Annotated in this window: 16 protein-coding genes; 1 reads left to right on the plus strand and 15 read right to left on the minus strand. The window is 72.3% G+C overall.

All coding sequences use genetic code 11. The annotated features are described in order from the left end of the window. Positions 1 to 14: 14 nt before the first annotated feature. The 4 genes from pheA to ACGFIA_RS25485 all read right to left on the minus strand — a co-directional run bounded on the left by pheA (position 15) and on the right by ACGFIA_RS25485 (position 2,940). Positions 15 to 971, minus strand: a complete 957-nt coding sequence (gene pheA, locus ACGFIA_RS25470; RefSeq protein WP_357479692.1) for a prephenate dehydratase — start codon at positions 969 to 971, stop codon at positions 15 to 17. A 10-nt stretch (positions 972 to 981) separates the two neighbouring features. Continuing rightward, positions 982 to 1,524 carry a hypothetical protein gene (locus ACGFIA_RS25475; RefSeq protein ID WP_357382028.1) on the minus strand — a complete coding sequence of 181 codons (543 nt, stop codon included), beginning with the start codon at positions 1,522 to 1,524 and terminating at the stop codon, positions 982 to 984. A gap of 83 nt (positions 1,525 to 1,607) precedes the next feature. Then, on the minus strand, positions 1,608 to 2,057 hold the full coding sequence (locus tag ACGFIA_RS25480; RefSeq protein WP_013289310.1) for a hypothetical protein: 450 nt from the start codon (positions 2,055 to 2,057) through the stop codon (positions 1,608 to 1,610). Positions 2,058 to 2,202: 145 nt separating this feature from the next. Further along, a complete protein-coding gene (locus ACGFIA_RS25485; RefSeq protein ID WP_357382025.1) occupies positions 2,203 to 2,940 on the minus strand; it encodes a hypothetical protein in 738 nt (245 codons plus the stop codon). 162 nt (positions 2,941 to 3,102) lie between these two features. Here ACGFIA_RS25485 and ACGFIA_RS25490 point away from each other — a divergent pair, with 162 nt between their 5' ends. Next, positions 3,103 to 4,317, plus strand: coding sequence for an arginine deiminase (locus tag ACGFIA_RS25490; protein ID WP_357382023.1), 1,215 nt, complete (start codon positions 3,103 to 3,105; stop codon positions 4,315 to 4,317). Between the two features lie 10 nt (positions 4,318 to 4,327). Here the strand turns inward: ACGFIA_RS25490 and ACGFIA_RS25495 are convergent, their stop codons facing one another. From ACGFIA_RS25495 to ACGFIA_RS25545, 11 genes are all read right to left on the minus strand, one after another. Continuing rightward, on the minus strand, positions 4,328 to 5,212 hold the full coding sequence (locus ACGFIA_RS25495; protein WP_357470749.1) for a DUF5926 family protein: 885 nt from the start codon (positions 5,210 to 5,212) through the stop codon (positions 4,328 to 4,330). A gap of 86 nt (positions 5,213 to 5,298) precedes the next feature. Next, a complete protein-coding gene (locus tag ACGFIA_RS25500) occupies positions 5,299 to 5,715 on the minus strand; it encodes an ATP-binding protein (RefSeq protein WP_357382299.1) in 417 nt (138 codons plus the stop codon). A 65-nt stretch (positions 5,716 to 5,780) separates the two neighbouring features. Beyond that, on the minus strand, positions 5,781 to 7,235 hold the full coding sequence (locus ACGFIA_RS25505) for an ATP-binding protein (RefSeq protein WP_357479702.1): 1,455 nt from the start codon (positions 7,233 to 7,235) through the stop codon (positions 5,781 to 5,783). Positions 7,236 to 7,311: 76 nt separating this feature from the next. Further along, entirely contained in the window at positions 7,312 to 8,103 is a 792-nt protein-coding gene (locus tag ACGFIA_RS25510; protein WP_357479705.1) for a glycerophosphodiester phosphodiesterase family protein, read from the minus strand. 16 nt (positions 8,104 to 8,119) lie between these two features. Next, positions 8,120 to 8,455: a rhodanese-like domain-containing protein gene (locus tag ACGFIA_RS25515; RefSeq protein ID WP_013289303.1), complete on the minus strand. Its 336-nt coding sequence runs from the start codon at positions 8,453 to 8,455 to the stop codon at positions 8,120 to 8,122. A 28-nt stretch (positions 8,456 to 8,483) separates the two neighbouring features. Then, positions 8,484 to 9,419: an LCP family protein gene (locus tag ACGFIA_RS25520; protein WP_357479809.1), complete on the minus strand. Its 936-nt coding sequence runs from the start codon at positions 9,417 to 9,419 to the stop codon at positions 8,484 to 8,486. Between the two features lie 179 nt (positions 9,420 to 9,598). Beyond that, positions 9,599 to 10,810 carry an LCP family protein gene (locus ACGFIA_RS25525; protein WP_357500457.1) on the minus strand — a complete coding sequence of 404 codons (1,212 nt, stop codon included), beginning with the start codon at positions 10,808 to 10,810 and terminating at the stop codon, positions 9,599 to 9,601. 203 nt (positions 10,811 to 11,013) lie between these two features. After that, the gene (locus tag ACGFIA_RS25530; RefSeq protein WP_357382010.1) at positions 11,014 to 12,261 is read right to left on the minus strand and encodes an LCP family protein; all 1,248 of its coding nucleotides are present in this window, start codon (positions 12,259 to 12,261) and stop codon (positions 11,014 to 11,016) included. A gap of 74 nt (positions 12,262 to 12,335) precedes the next feature. Beyond that, a complete protein-coding gene (locus ACGFIA_RS25535; protein ID WP_393262480.1) occupies positions 12,336 to 13,313 on the minus strand; it encodes an NAD-dependent epimerase/dehydratase family protein in 978 nt (325 codons plus the stop codon). Positions 13,314 to 13,380: 67 nt separating this feature from the next. After that, positions 13,381 to 15,054, minus strand: coding sequence for a cation acetate symporter (locus ACGFIA_RS25540; RefSeq protein ID WP_357382006.1), 1,674 nt, complete (start codon positions 15,052 to 15,054; stop codon positions 13,381 to 13,383). Beyond that, the gene (locus tag ACGFIA_RS25545) at positions 15,032 to 15,400 is read right to left on the minus strand and encodes a DUF485 domain-containing protein (RefSeq protein WP_357382004.1); all 369 of its coding nucleotides are present in this window, start codon (positions 15,398 to 15,400) and stop codon (positions 15,032 to 15,034) included. The genes ACGFIA_RS25540 and ACGFIA_RS25545 overlap by 23 nt, the downstream gene beginning before the upstream one ends. Between the last annotated feature and the right edge of the window lie 172 nt (positions 15,401 to 15,572).

Consider the following 15,572-nt stretch of genomic DNA (forward strand, 5'->3'; position numbering starts at 1 on the left):
TCGCCCCGGGCCGGTCAGCTCAGCTCACCGGCCCGCAGCCGGGCCACCCAGGCCGCCGCGTCGGCGTAGTCGGCGTCGGTGAGCCCCGGCGGCACCGGCGTCTGCTGGTCACCCGCCGCCGTGCTCCAGCGGTGCCGGGGGTACGACCCCAGGAACCGAACGTCCGCGCAGACCCGGCGCAGCCCCTGCAACGCCTCGCCGAGGCGTACGTCGGCGACGTGCCCGGCACAGTCCAGGAAGAACACGTAGCGGCCGAGCGCCTCGCCGGTCGGGCGGGACTCGATCCGGGTCATGTTCACGCCGCGTACCGCCAGCTCCATCAGCACCGCGAGCAGCGCGCCCACCCGGTCGTGGGCGAGGAACACCGCGAGCGAGGTGAGGTCGTCGCCGGTGGGCGGCGGGGGCGGCCCGGGGCGGGCCACGAGCGCGAACCGGGTCACCGCGTCCGAGTGGTCGGCGATCTTGTCGGCGAGCACCGCCAACCGGTGCCGGCTCGCGCCGATCGGGGCGCAGATGGCGGCGTCGTACTCGCCACCGGCCGCCCCGGCCGCGGCGGCGCCGTTGGAGAGCACGTCGACCACTGTGGCGTCGGGCAGGTGCTCCCGCAGCCAGCCCCGGCACTGGGTGGACGCCTGTGGGTGGGCCGCGACGGCGCGGACGTCGGACAGCGTGGTGCCGGCGCGGGCGGCCAGCACGAACTCCACCGGCAGGACCACCTCGCGGGTGATCACCAGCGGGTCGCCCTCGACCAGTTCGTCGAGCGTCACCCCGACCGCGCCGCCGATGGAGTTCTCCAGCGGCACCAGTGCCGCGTCCGCCTCTCCGGCGCGTACCGCGTCGAGCGCCTCGCCGACGCTGCGGGCGGGTGTGCGGTCCCCGCGCTCGGCGGCGGGCACCGTGCGCAGCGCCTGCTCGGCGAAGGTGCCCTCGGGGCCCAGGTAGACGAAGCGGGTCGGCGGTGTTCCCGGCATGCCGACCAGCCTACGCACCCGGCGTGCCGTCGCAGGCCAGGGTACGGATGCCGGCCGGTGCCACGGTCCGCACCTCGATGCCGCACACGTCGGTGCCGGCGGTGACCAGCCTCGGCGTGCCGGTCTCGCCGCGCGTGACCACCTGCAACTCCTCGTGCCCGGGGACGGTCAGCACGGTGTACTGCCAACCGTCGGCGCAGAGCGGACCGGTCGCCACCGTGACCCGGACGTCGCGGGGCAGCACGCCTGCGGAGCCGCGCAGCAGCGCGACGATCCGGTCGCCGGAGGGCCGCCCCCGGCAGGGCACCGCCGACGACGGCACGGACGGGGAGAGCGTGGGCGGGAGGACGGGCGCCGGTGGGGTGGGGGTGGCGCTCGGGGTCGGCGTGGCGGACGCCGTCGGGGCCGGTACGGGCGTGGCCGCGGCGGGTGGTGGTGCGCGCAGTTCGGGTGGTGTGCCGCAGGCGGCGAGGGCGAGCAGCGTCAGCAGCGCCAGCGGGCGGTGGCGGCGTCGGGGCTGTGGGGTGCGGGGCACGGGGGCGTCCTCGGGCATCGAGGGGTGTCGTCGTGTGGTGGGGCCGAGGCCATCGTAGGATGATGACCGGCCCGGGTGAAGGGCGTGGCTCTCGTCGCCGGTCAGACCGCGGAGAGGAAGGTGAGCGAGCCGGCCACCGCGCCGTCGGTGAGCACCGGCGTGGAGATGGCGTCGACCGTCCGGCCGGCGTCGGAGCCGGGCCCCTGCACGCGCAGCAGGCCGCGGGCGAGCCGCCCGGAGTGCAGCGCCAGCAACGGCGGGATCTTGTCGGTCTCCTGCTCGGTCAGCTCGCTCGGGCTGGCCGTGAAGTCGACCAGGCGCAGGCCACCCTCCAGCAGCGGCAGGCCGATGACGTCCTCCGGGGCGCCCAGGCAGAGCAGGTCGCAGCCGGACGAGGAGATCGCCACCACAGTGGTGCCGGCGTCGATCAGCAGGCACGGCTCGGCGGCCCGGGAGACCATGCCGGACCACTGCCCGAAGTTGTCGGACTCCTGCTCGGTGGATGCCGCGGGCGCGAACACTTCCGAGAGTGAGAGTTCGACGTGGGCCACCGCGCCTCCTATGTACACCGACGGTCTGTCCACGCTAGCCGGTCGGTGCGGCGGAAGCATCGGCTGCCCGGGCGGCCGGCGACGGCGCGGACCGACGGAACCAGTCGGGGGCGGTGCCGGGGGCCGCGTGGCGTCGCCGGAGACGTTACCGGCGGGCGGCCCGCTTGTCAGCGGCCGTTCGGCCCTCGTCATACCACCGGTAGTCGGCGGATGGACGGTACGTGCCGTTGAACCAGGTCGCCGGCGCCTGGGCGACGCGGGAGAGCTTCTCGGCGGTGGCCGGACTGATCCGGTTCCCGCCGGCCACGAGCAGGCGGTCCAGCTCGCGGTGGGTGGCCATGAGGCAGTCCTTCGGCAGGCCGTAGACGCTGATCACCCCGGAGCCGACGAACGTCAGCACCGGGGTGACCGGGATCGGCAGGCCGACCGCGTCGGAGAGGGCCTTGCTGGCGCGCTTGGCGTCCCGGCGTGCCTCCGCCACGTACGGCGGGCGCTTGCCGTTGATCTGGACCACGTCTCCGGCCACCAGCACCCGGGCCCGGCCGTGGTCGGCGATGGTGACCGCGAACAAGCCGCTCGGGCCGATGGCCAGGAACCCGGCCCGGTCGTCGCCGTCGCGATCGAGCAGCATGTCGGCCGGATCCGTCCGGGGCCACTCGATGACGTGCCAGGCGGGACCGAGGTGGTCGAGTTGGCCCAGGGCGCGGGCCCCTGCCGCTTCCAACCGGCGGGCCCCCCGCTCCGCCCGGCGACGCCGGGCCCACTCCAATGGAGTCGGTCGGGCCGGCTCGAGCACCGAGGTGGGCTCGACCCGGGAGTGCGGCACCGTGCGGGGCGGCAGTGCCCTGCTCGGTACGGCTCGACGAGCGGGAAAGACAGTCATCGCGACCTCCGGCAAAAGGTCTCTCGAAGTTATGTCTCCACTACCCTACGTTGCGCCCCCGGGGGCTCGGCAAGTTGGACCGCCGGAGTGAGTGCGGATGAATGCCATATTCATTCACACTTCTTTTCCGGATGCTGCGCAAGCCTGCCCTAGGCTGCGGGAGTGACCCACTATGTGGACAGCGAAGTCGCCCGACTCGGGACGGTGCTGCTGCACCGCCCGGGACCGGAACTGGCCCGCCTCACCCCACGCAACAACGACAGTCTCCTGTTCGACGCTATCCCGTGGGTGGGACGCGCGCAGGAGGAGCACGACGCGTTCGCGGCGGCGCTGCGGTCCCGTGGGGTCGAGGTGCTCTATCTGGTCGACCTGCTGGTCGAGACGCTCGCCGTGGCAGACGCCCGGGCCGAGCTGACCGAGCAGGTGCTGCGGTCCCGCCGGCTCGGCCACACCCTGCGGCGCCGGGTCGCCGACCATCTGACGTACCTCGACCCGGCCGGGCTGGCCGACGTGCTCACCGCCGGGCTCGCCCACGAGGAACTGCGGATCGGCGCCGACCGCCCCGGCGGTCTGGTCTGGACGCTCATGAACCGGCACGACTTCGTCATCGACCCGCTGCCGAACCTGCTGTTCACCCGCGACTCGTCGGTCTGGATCGGCGACCGGGTCGGTGTGACCAGCCTGGCCATGCCGGCCCGGCGGCGGGAGACCACGCTCACCGACGCCATCTACCGCCACCACCCGCGCTTCGCCGGCACCGAGTTCGTCTACCACCCCCGGCTGGAGCATCTGGAGGGCGGCGACGTGCTGCTGCTCGCGCCGGGAGTGCTCGCCGTCGGTGTCGGCGAGCGCACCACCCCGGCCGGTGCGGAACGGCTGGCCCGGCAGGTGTTCGCGGCCGGACTGGCACACACCATCCTGGTGGTGCCGATCGCGCAGGAACGCGCCACCATGCACCTGGACACGATCTGCACGATGGTCGACGTGGACGCCGTGCTGATGTACCCGAACGTCGCCCACGAGCTGTCCGCGTACACGGTCATCGCCGGCGCGGACGGCGACGACCTGCGGGTCGACGGGCCGGCGCCGTTCCTGCGGGCCGCCGCCGACGCGATGGACCTCGACCAGCTCCGCGTGATCGACACCGGCCTCGACCCGGTCACCGCCGAACGCGAGCAGTGGGACGACGGCAACAACACGCTCGCGCTCGCGCCCCGGCTCTGCGTCGGCTACGAGCGCAACGTGGAGACCAACGCGCAACTGGAACGCGCCGGCATCGAGGTGATCGCCATCGCCGGGTCGGAACTGGGCTCCGGGCGGGGCGGCCCGCGCTGTATGTCCTGCCCGCTGGTGCGGGAGAAGGGCGGGGCCGCCTGACCCGGAGCCGTCAGCGCAGCGTCAGCTGGCGGCCGAGCAGGCCCTGGCGGGCCCGGCGGCCGGCCGCGTCGAGCGGCTCCCGCTCCGCCACCGCCTCGGCGTAGCGCTTGGCGAACTCCGCCACCGGCGCCTCCCACTCGGCGGCCGGGGTGTCCTCCGGCAGGTCCCAGACCGGCGCCAGCCGTCCGTGTGCCCGGAACATGCCAGCGAACTTCGTGTCGTCGCCGAGTGTCAGCGCGCCCGCCGCGGCGAGCCGGGACAGCGCGTCCAGCGCGGCGTCCTCGTCCTCCGGCAGGACCAGGCGCACGTGGGCCTTCTCCGGCACCTGGCACCAGTACGCGGCCCGCGCGGCGGCCAGCTTGACCGTCGGGTAGATCGCCGAGTTGGCCCGCTCCAGGGACGCCTGCACGTTCGGGTCGTCGGCGGCGCCCGGGTCGAGCCAGAAGTCGAACCCGTCGTGCATGGTGATCTCCAGCGGGCCGTCCACCAGGATGTCCTGGAGGCGGGGGCCCGGCCCGGGCAGCGGTGGCACGCTCACCTGGCCGCCCGGCTCGGTACGCAGCGCGGAGATCAGCGCGTCGGCCAGGTCGCGGGAGACGTCGCCGGACTGCTGGTGCCGCTGCAGGCCGATGAAGACCCGCCCGTCCGGCTTGGTCATCGCCGGGGCGGCCATCGGCAGCACGGTGGCCAGCGTGACCGGCCGGTCGCCGTACTCCTCGATCAGTTCCGGGGTCAGCCGCAGCGGCGCGGACGCGGCCGGGACCAGCTCGCGCAGGGCGATCCACTCCGGCTCGTCGGCCAGGCCCTCGAACGGCCGGGGCACGAAGACGTCGCGCACCTTCTCCCGCTTCGGGGTGGCCTCGACGGCCCGCTGGTTCTTCCGACGCTTGCTCATGCGCCCGCTCCGCTCCGCTCGCCCATGGCGAGACAGCCTAGATGCCGGGCCCCGGCGGTGGGGGCCGGACCCGGCTGTCGCGCCGGTCAGCCCGCGGCGACCAGGTCCGTCCGATGCGCCGGGACCGGGTCGAACCGGGCCCACACGCTCTGGCCCAGACCGTCGCGCTCCACCCCCCAGCCGCTGGCGAGCCCGGCGACGATGTGCAGCCCACGCCCGTCGGCCGCGTCCGGCGAGGCGGTACGCATGCACGGGCCGGCACCGGCACCGCCGTCGGTGACCCGCAGCTCGATGCTCGGCCCCTGCTCGGTCGGGCGCAGCCGCCAGGCGACCCGCACCACGCCGCCGGGCAGGGCGTCGGCGTGCCGGACCGCGTTGCCGACCAGTTCGGCGAGGACCGCGACCAGGTCGGCCATCAGGACCGGGGGTACGACGCCGGTCAGCTCGTCGGCGAGGCGGTGCCGGGCCAGGCGCGCGCCGGTGGCGTCGTGGGGCACCACCACGCACCACGACCGTTCGGCCGGACCAGTCGACACGTCGTTCCTTCCCCGCCCGTGAGCGCCCCGGGTCAGCCCCGGGGCAGCCGCACCTCTGCGACCGTACCGCCACCGGCTCTGGGCCGGAGGGATACCCATCCATTCTGCTGTTCAACGATCTGGCGGACGAGATAGAGGCCGAGCCCGGCGCCGGGATAGCGGCGGCGGTCGCCGGACTCCCCCTGCCAGAACCGTTCGAAGGCCCGCTCCACGTGTTCCGGGCGGATGCCGATGCCCCGGTCGGCCACCCGGAACGAGACGGTCCGCTCGTTCGCCTCGGCGGTGATCTCGATCGGCGTGTCCGGCAGCGAGTACTTCCCGGCGTTGGTGCCCAGTTCGGTGAGCACAGTGGCGAGGCTGTGCCGGTCGCCGAGCGCCTTCGGCAGGTCGGCGGGCAGGTCGAGCACGACCCGGTGCCGGACGTCGGCCGGCAGGTCGGTCACCGCCGCGCGCAGCGCGTCGACCAGGTCGAACGGCGCGGCCGGCTCACCGCCGGGACGGTTCTCGGTGGCGGCGGTCAGCAGCCGGTCGACCAGGCGGGCCAGCTCGTTCGCGCGCTGGCCGATGATCCGGGCGGCCTGCCTGCGGTCGCCGTCGCTCAGCGAGTCCCAGTGGTCCGTGAGCGTGTCCGCGTACCCCTTGATGACGGTGACCGGGGTACGCAGCTCGTGGCTGGTCACCGCGACGAACAGGTCCCGGTCGTGGTCGCGCCGCTGCTGGTCGGTGGTGTCGCGGAAGGTGACCACGCGCAGCGCGTTCGGGCCGGGCAGCTCGCCGGAGGTGATCCGCAGCCAGCGGCCGTCCGGCAGCCGGTGGTCGAGCACCTGGCCGGGCGGCGGCAGCGGGAACGGCAGCGGGCGGCTCAGCGCCTCGTCCGCCGGCCGGCCGGTCACCTCGACCGCGGCCGGGTTCCAGAGCCGGACCCGGCCGTCCCGGTCCACCACCGCGAGGCCGTCGGCGAGCGCCGCCACGACCGGGCCGTCCCCGTGTACGGGCAGGCCGGTCTGGTCGCCGTACATGTGGGCGACGCAGGCGGCGATGTAGCCGATGACGGCGCGTTGCGAGGGTTGCAGCGGTTCGCCCAGCGGGTAGAGCGCGTGCAGGCTGCCGACGGTGAGCCCGCCGATCTCGGCGCGCGCCACGATCATCCGGCAGAGGCCCCGGCCGGCGACCTCGTCGGCGAGCGCACCGGGGATCGCGTCGACCCGGACCTCCCGTACCGGCGGGCCGGCGAGCAGGCAGACGGTGGCCGGGTCGGTGGCGGGCAGCGGGCGGCCGAGGACGAACTCGGCGCTGCCGGTCGCGGCGACGACCCGTCCGCCGGCCGGGGTGAACTCCACGAAGACCAGGCCGGCCGCGCCGACCGCCGGCTGGACCTCGCCGAGGAGTCGGGTGAGCACGGCGAGACCGGACTCGCCGGAGTTGATCATATTGATCACTGCGGTGTGGCCGGCGATGAAGGCGGGGTAGTCGGTTCGCTCCGGCATGTCCCGAGTGTGCCGCGCCGTCCGCGTCCGGGACACCCCCGGCCGGTCGACCGTCCCCCGTACCGATCGACGGGACTCACCGGCCCAACCGGGCCAGCGCGCGGGCCGGCCGGTCCGTGATCACCCCGTCCACGCCCGCTTCCAGCACGAGTTCCAGGTCCTCCGGCTCGTTGACGGTCCAGACGTAGACCGAATTGCCGGCGGCGCGCAGCGCGGGGACCAGGCGCGGGCGGGCCCGGACGAGATCCACGCCGGGACCGGCGATCCGGGCGCCGAACGGCAGCCGGCCCAGCGGCAGCAGGCGGGGCAGGACCTCCAGCAGCAGCACCGTGGGCAGCGCCGGCGCGAGTTCCCGGACCCGGCGTACGGCGAGCGGCGAGAACGACATCACGGTCACCTGGACCGGATCGTCCGGGCGGGGCTCGGCCAGCCCGTACCGGCGCAGCATCTCGACCAGGCGCCGCTCCACGTCGCCCCGGTAGCGCGACGGGTGCTTGGTCTCGACCAGCAGCCGGACCGGCCGCCCGGCGGCCAGCACCGCGTCGAGCAGCCGTTCCAGCGTGAGCAGCCGGGTGTGCGACTCGTCCAGCCGCACGTCGTCCTCGGCGAGCGTCGCGGCGCGGTGCCAGGAGCCGAAGTCGAGCGCCTCCAGCTCGGCGAGCGTACGCGCGCTGACCAGCCCACGGCCGTTGCTGGTGCGGTCCAGTCGGCGGTCGTGGACGCAGACCAGGTGCCCGTCGCGGGTCAGCCGGACGTCGCACTCCAGCCCGTCCGCGCCCTCGTCGAGGGCGCGCAGGTAGGCGGCGAGCGTGTGCTCCGGCAGGTCGTACGAGGCGCCGCGATGGGCGAAGACCAGGGGGGCGGTCACGGACGCGTCACCGACTTCAGGCGACCCGGCCCGGCTGCCCGTCGTCGGTTACCACCGGACGGCCGGCGGCGGCCCAGTCGCCCATCCCTCCGTCGACGTTGCGCACCTGGTCCCAGCCGTTGCGCATGAGGTAACCGACCACCTGGGCGGACCGTCCGCCCGAGCGGCAGATCACCGCCACGTCGCGGTCCTGCGGGATCTCGGCGATCCGGGCGGGCAGCTCGGTCATCGGCAGGTGATGGGCGGCCGGCGCGTGGCCGGCGGCCCATTCGTCGTCCTCCCGGACGTCGAGCAGGTAGACGTCGTCGGGCACGGCCGACGCGGGGACGCTGGGTAGTGAGGCTCCGAACACGGTAACCAAGCCTAGTCGCCCGAGCCGCTCACAGCCGGTTGACCCAGCGCGGATTCGCGCCGGCCCACTGCGGCACCCGCGTGTCGCGCAGCGCGGCGAACAGCCCGGCGCCACCGTCGTCGAGCACCACGTACGAGACGCCGTCGATGGTCTGCGGGTAGGAGGGCACCTGGACCCCGCGCAGGGCGTCCGCGGGCAGGCCGCGCAGCGCGAACAGCAGCTCGCCGAGGGGTACGCCGTTGGTGTCCACGGTCAGCGCCCCGCCCGCCGCGCGCAGCACCCGGTCCAGCTTGACCGGGTCGTCGCGCAGCCGCGTCTGGCCGGCCCGGTCGACCATCGCCCGCAGCATCTGCTGCTGGTGCCGCTGCCTGTCGTAGTCGCCGCCGGGCAGGTCGTAGCGCTGCCGTACGTAGTCCAGCGTCCGCGCGCCGTCCATCTGCTGGCAGCCGGCGTCGAACTGGTGCTGGGTGTGGATCGAGCGCACCGGCGTGTCCACACACATCCGGATGCCGCCGAGCTGGTCGATCACCTGCTTGAAGCCGGAGAAGTCGACGAGCGCCGCGCCGTCGAAGCGGATCCCGGTGAGCCGGCTCAGGGTGGTGCTGAGCAGCCGCGCGCCGCCCTCACCGCCGCCGCCGTGCTCGTACGCGGCGTTCACCTTGTCCTGGCCGCCGGGGAATCCGGGCGCGGCGGGGAGCGCCACCAGCAGGTCGCGCGGCACGGAGATCAGGTACGCCTGCCGCATCCCGGCCGGTACGTGCACGATCAGGATGCTGTCGGAGCGCTGGTCCTCCGGGCTCGCGCCGGGCCGGTGGTCCGAGCCGATCAGCAGGTAGTTGAGTGCGCCGTCCAGGTCTGTCCGCTTCTTCCGGGCGGCCGGGTCGAGCAGTTGCTCCTTGGCGACGGTGCGGTCGTAGCGCGAGGTGAGCCAGTGCAGACCGGCGACGCCGAGCGTGGCCAGCAGTACCAGGGCGAGCCCGGCGCCGAGCAGGAACCGGGCCCGGCGGGCGGGTCCACCCCGCCCGCGTCGGTTCCGTGCTGGCCTGGACGTGACGATCCCCCCGTAGCCGCGACATGAGACCCGCTCACGTCAGGCTACGGGGGGATCGGCCGACCGGTATCGCTTTCGCGCAGGTCAGAGCGTCATTTACGGGTGGAGAGGACGTCCGGGTTGTTCACCACGAACTCGGCCAGCTTGTCGTCCTTGACCGCCTGGAACATGTCCATGCTGAGCTGGTTGAGCACCTCGCGGTTGTTGCCGTTGCCGTTGAAGGTGCCGCCGTTGGTCCGCAGGGTGACGAGGTCGTTGCCGGTCACACCCTTCATCGTGAAGATGAAGTCCTCGATCGACACGCCGCCGGTGTCCAGCACGAACGCCTTGCCGGCCGCCTTGATGAGCCCGTTCAGCTTGATCGGGTTGGTCAGCGTGCCGCTCTCGGAGGCCTTCTTGGCCATCGCCTTGATCAGCTGCTGCTGGTTCTGCTGGCGGTCGTAGTCGCCGTTGCGAAGGGTCTTGCGCTGCCGGGAGTAGTCCAGCGCCTGCCAGCCCTCCATCTCCTGGCAACCCTTCTTGTACGTCACCGGCTTGCGCGCCTTGCCGGTCTTCTTGGCGTCCGCGTTCCACATCGGCTTGCCGTCGACGTACGACATGTGCAGGGAGGAGACCTCCTCGGTCACGCAGATCCGCACCGTGCCGAGCTCGTCGATGACGTTCTTGAAGCCGCCGAAGTTGATGATCGCGGCGCCGTCGAAGCTGATCCCGGTCATCCCCTTGATGGTCTTGGCCATCATCTGGGCGCCGCCCTCCCAGCCGCCGCCGTTGCGCGCGCCGATCTGGAAGGCGGCGTTGATCTTGTCGGTGCCGCCCTTGAAGCCGTTGCTGGACGCCGGGATGTGCGCCTCGGTGTCACGCGGAATCGAGATCAGGTACGCCTGGTCGTGGCTGGCCGGGATGTGCAGCACGATGATCGTGTCGGCCCGGACGTCGTCGGCGGCCCAGCGGGCCCGCGCGTCCACGCCGAGCAGCAGCATGTCGATCGGGCCTTCGAGGTTGTTGCCACCCTCGGCCTCGGTCTTGCCCGCCTCGCCGAGCAGGTTGCGCTGGGCGATGTTGTTGGTGGCCTGGCCGATGACCGCCTTGCTGCCGACGATCGCCACGCCGCTCGTCACCATCAGCACGGCGCCGAGCACGAGCGTGAGCTTCGCCCAGAGCGGGTCCTTGCGCTTCGTGCGCTTCTTCTTGCCACCGCCGGGACCGCGACCGCCGGAACCGGGCTGTGTGGGGATGACCGGAGGAACCCGCCCGGATGACCCGGGTGCCGGTGAGTGGGTGCGACGGCTGGTCTGGACCGACATGCGTGCTCCAGCTCGGGGATCGGGGGCGGGACCACTTTACGTACTGGTTCTCGTTTCTGCGACCTCGTCGGGCGGCAATTCCCGTCAATCCCGGCCAACATCCTCGGGGTGTGGCCGAACGGGCAGGAGTAAGGAGCCGGTCGGCGGTTGGCCTCCGTGGTGGCGAGGATCCAGCACGCGACACAGGTCGTGCCGTGCCGGCGTCAGCCGCCCGCGCTGTCGCCCGAACCCTTCTGGTTGGCCTGCATCCACTCGGCCATCCGGTCCGCGGCGATCGCCTTGTACATCGCCAGCGCCTTCTCCCGATCGGACACCACCACCGACTGGCCGTCGATGGTCTGGCCGCCCAGGTGCGGGCTGGTGACGAACGTCAGGTTCTCGCCCCGCAGGCTGCGGAACTGCACTGCCATGTCGGTCAACGAGAATCCCTGGTCGACCGTGACGGCGGCGGTCACCGCCTTGAGGAAGTCGTTCAGCTTCTTCGGGTTGGTGAGCGTCCCGGTGCTCGCCGCCTTGTCCATCAGCGCCTTCAGGAACTCCTGCTGGTGCCGCATCCGGGCGAAGTCGCCGTCCGGGAACTGCTTGCGCTGCCGGACCCAGTCCAGCGCCTCGGCGCCGTTCATGTGGTTCACGCCCTTGGTGAACGTCCGGTACGGCTTGTGGATCGAGGTGATGGTCCGCTCCACCTTGAGGTCGACCCCGCCCAGCGCGTCGGTGACCTCCTTGAAGCCGCCGAAGTCGATGGCCATGACGTGGTCGATGCGTACGTCGGTGAAGCACTCCACGGTCTTCACCGCCAGCGGCAGGCCGCCGAACGCGAACGCCGCGTTGATCTTGTTGCGTGAGCCGGAGTCGCAGGACGCGCCGGCGCTCTCCGGGATCGGCACGTACAGGTCGCGCGGCACCGAGACCAGGTAGGCGCTCTTGTGGTCGGCCGGGATGTGCATGACGATCACGGTGTCCGCGCGCCACTTGCCCGAGCCGTCGACAGGGGCGTCCGGGTCCCGCGAGTCGCTGCCCACGAGCAGGATGTTGAACGCGCCCTCGACCTGCTTGGCCGGCCGTCCCCCGGTGATCCCGGCGAACGGGTCGGTACGCGCCAGGTCGTCGTCCAGGTTGCGGGCGTAGAACCAGGCGCCGAGGCCGCCGAGCAGCGCCAGCACCAGCACCGCCACGCCGGCCACCAGGCCGATGCGCCCCCAGCGCGGCCGGGGACCACGGCGGCCGGACCCACCCGGACCGCCGCCGCCCGGACCACCGGGACCGGCCGGGCCCGCCGGGCCGCCGGGACCGCCGGAGCGGGGCGCCTCGTCGTGCGCGGGGTACCACCTGGTTTCCGAGGGCCGGGCACGCCCGGTGGCGGCCCGGCCGGAGCCGGGAACCGGGGCGCGGCCCGCGCCCCGGTTCAGGTGTCGGGGGAGCGGGGCGCCGGCAGACGAGGTCGCTGACATGTAACCGAGGGTAGGTCGGCCGGGCCACCGACGCCCTCGTACGCGCGCCGATGTCAGCCGCGTCCTCGGCGGGTTCAGTACCCGAGACGCTCGCGGAAGTACTCGATGGTGCGTCGGAGGCCGTCTTCGGGCGTGACGCTCGGCTCGTATCCGAGCAGTTCGCGGGCGAGGGTCAGGTCCGGGCGGCGCATCTCCGGGTCATCGGAAGCACGAGTGATGTAGCTCACCTCGGACGTGCTTCCGGTGAGTGACACGATCGTCTCGGCCAGTTGCCGCATCGACATCTCGTGCTCGGTGCCGCAGTTGATCGGCCCGGTCTCGGTCGAGTCCAGCAGCAGCAGGATGCCGCGCACCAGATCGTCGACGTAGCAGATCGACCGGGTCTGGTTGCCGGTGCCGTGCACCGTGATCGGCTCCCCGCGCAGCGCCTGGGAGACGAACGTCGGGATGGCCCGGCCGTCGTCCGGGCGCATCCGCGGGCCGTACGTGTTGAAGATCCGCACGATCGCCGTGTCGGTGCCCCGGCTGCGGTGGTAGGCCATGGTGGCCGCCTCGGAGAACCGCTTCGCCTCGTCGTAGACGCTCCGGATGCCGATCGGGTTGACGTTGCCCCAGTACGTCTCGCGCTGCGGGTGCTCCTTCGGGTCGCCGTACGCCTCGGAGGTGGAGGCCATCAGGAACCGCGCGCCGTCGTCGGTGGCCCGCTCCAGCAGCGCCAGCGTGGCTACCGAGCCGACCCGGAGGATCTCCACCGGCAGCTTCTCGAAGTCGGTGGGGCTGGCCGGGGACGCCATGTGCAGGATGGCGTCGAACCGCTCGGCCATCGCCGGGTGCTGCGGCAGGCCTTCGGAGATGTCCGCCTCGACGAGGGTGAAGGTCGGCTTGTCCAGCAGGTGGGCCACGTTGTCCTTGGACCCGGTGACGAAGTTGTCCAGCACCACGACGGTGCAGCCGCGCTCGACGAGCCGGTCGACCAGGTGTGACGGGACGAAACCGGCGCCGCCGGTGACGAGGATGCGGTGTCCGGTACCGAAGCGGGGAGCGACCTTCATGGCGGTCAGCCTATACACGCGAGGCGGGGCCCCCGCGTAAGGCAGGGACCCCGCTCGACGGTGGTGATCAGTGCGCGCCGGCTCCGGTGAGCGAGCGCACCTCCAGCTCCGCGTACTTCTCCTCGTCGCTCTCCTTCGACAGGATCGTGCCGAGCCAGCCGCACAGGAAGCCGAACGGGATCGAGATGATGCCCGGGTTCGACAGCGGGAACCAGTGCCAGTCGTGGTCGGGGAACATCGCCGTCGGCACGCCGGAGACGACCGGCGAGAAGAAGACGAGCACCACGGCGGCGAGCAGGCCGCCGTAGATCGCCCAGACCGCGCCCGAGGTGTTGAACCGCTTCCAGAACAGGCTGTAGAGGATCGCCGGCAGGTTGCCCGACGCGGCGACCGCGAACGCCAGCGCGACCAGGAACGCCACGTTCAGGTTCTGCGCGTAGATCGACAGCACGATCGAGACCGCGCCGATCACCAGCGCGGAGACCCGGGCGACAGTCACCTCCTGCCGTTCCGACGCCTGCCCGTTCTTCATCACGTTGGCGTAGAAGTCGTGCGCCAGGCTGGACGACGACGCCAGGGTCAGCCCGGCGACCACCGCGAGGATCGTGGCGAACGCGACCGCCGCGATGATCGCCAGCAGTGTCGCGCCGCCCAGGTCTCCGCCGAGGAACTGCTCGCCCAGCTTCTCGGCGAGCTGTGGCGCCGCGGTGTTGCCCGCCTTGTCCTGCGCGGTGATCTCCGACCCGCCGACGATCGCCGCCGCGCCGAAGCCGAGCGCCAGGGTGAGCAGGTAGAAGGTGCCGATGATGCCGATCGCCCAGAGCACGCTCTTGCGGGCCGCCCGCGCGGTCGGCACGGTGTAGAAGCGGATCAGGATGTGCGGCAGGCCGGCCGTGCCGAGGACCAGCGCGATGCCCAGCGAGAGCAGGTCCATCTTGCTGTAGAACGTCTTCAGCGCGTCGCCGGGTGTCTCCACGCCGTAGCGCAGCCCGGGTTCGAGGAACGCCGCTCCCTTGCCCGAGGCGCTGGCCGCGTCGCCGAGCAGCGAGGACAGGTTGAACTTGTACTTGGCGAGCACCAGCAGCGTCATCGCCAGCGCGCCGCCCATCAGCAGGAACGCCTTGACGATCTGTACGTACGTGGTGCCCTTCATGCCGCCGACCGTCACGTAGATGATCATCAGGGCACCGACCATGATGATGGTGGCGACCTTGGCGGTGTCGGCGTCCATGCCGAGGAACGTGGTGTCCGGCTTGATGCCGAGCAGCAGGGCGACGAGCGCGCCCGCGCCGACCATCTGGGCCAGCAGGTAGAAGATCGACACGGTGATGGTGGAGACCGCCGCCGCCGTCCGCACCGGCCGCTGCCGCATCCGGAACGCGAGTACGTCAGCCATCGTGTACCGGCCGGAGTTGCGCAGCAGTTCGGCCACGAGCAGCAGCGCCACCAGCCAGGCGACCAGGAAGCCGATCGAGTAGAGGAAGCCGTCGTAGCCGTAGAGCGCGATGATGCCGGCGATGCCGAGGAACGACGCGGCCGACATGTAGTCGCCGCCGATCGCCATGCCGTTCTGGAAGCCGGAGAAGGACCGGCCGCCGGCGTAGAAGTCGGTGGCGGTCTTGGTCTGCCGGCTGGCCCAGACGGTGATCGCCAGCGTGATGGCCACGAAGACCAGGAACAGCGTGATGGTGAGGTTCCGGGCGGTGGTGCTGCCCGCCTCAGCCGCGAGGACCGTGTTCATGGGTCACCTCCCCCATCTCGTCGCGGATCCGGTCGGCGACCGGATCGATCCGGCGGTTGGCGAACCGCGAGTAGAACCAGGCGATGAGGAACGTGGAGACGAACTGGAGCAGGCCGAAGACCAGGGCGACGTTGATGTTGCCGATCAGCTTCGTGCCCATGAATCCCCGCGCGTACGCGGAGAGGATGACGTAGAGCGCGTACCACAGGAAGAACGCGACGGTCATCGGGAAGACGAAGCCGCGCAGCGTGCGCCGCAACCCGGCGAACTCGTCCGACCGCTGGACGGCGAGGTACCGTTCCGCCGCCGACTCGGCGGGTGCGGACGCGGGTGTGTCCGTGGACATCTGTGGATCACCACCTTCGCAAGGCGTGGGGAGTTTCGCGCACCGTAGAGAGCGCGCTCCCGGCCCCGGAAGGCTCCGCCGCCCGGCGGCGAACGGTTGCGCCGAACGGCACCCCCACTGCGCCCAGTGACCCACATCACTCCGCTAACCGGTCACCCCCACCCGGCCGATC

The sequence above is a fragment of the Micromonospora sp. NPDC049203 genome (assembly GCF_043197215.1).
In the GTDB taxonomy this organism is placed as follows: Bacteria; Actinomycetota; Actinomycetes; order Mycobacteriales; family Micromonosporaceae; genus Micromonospora.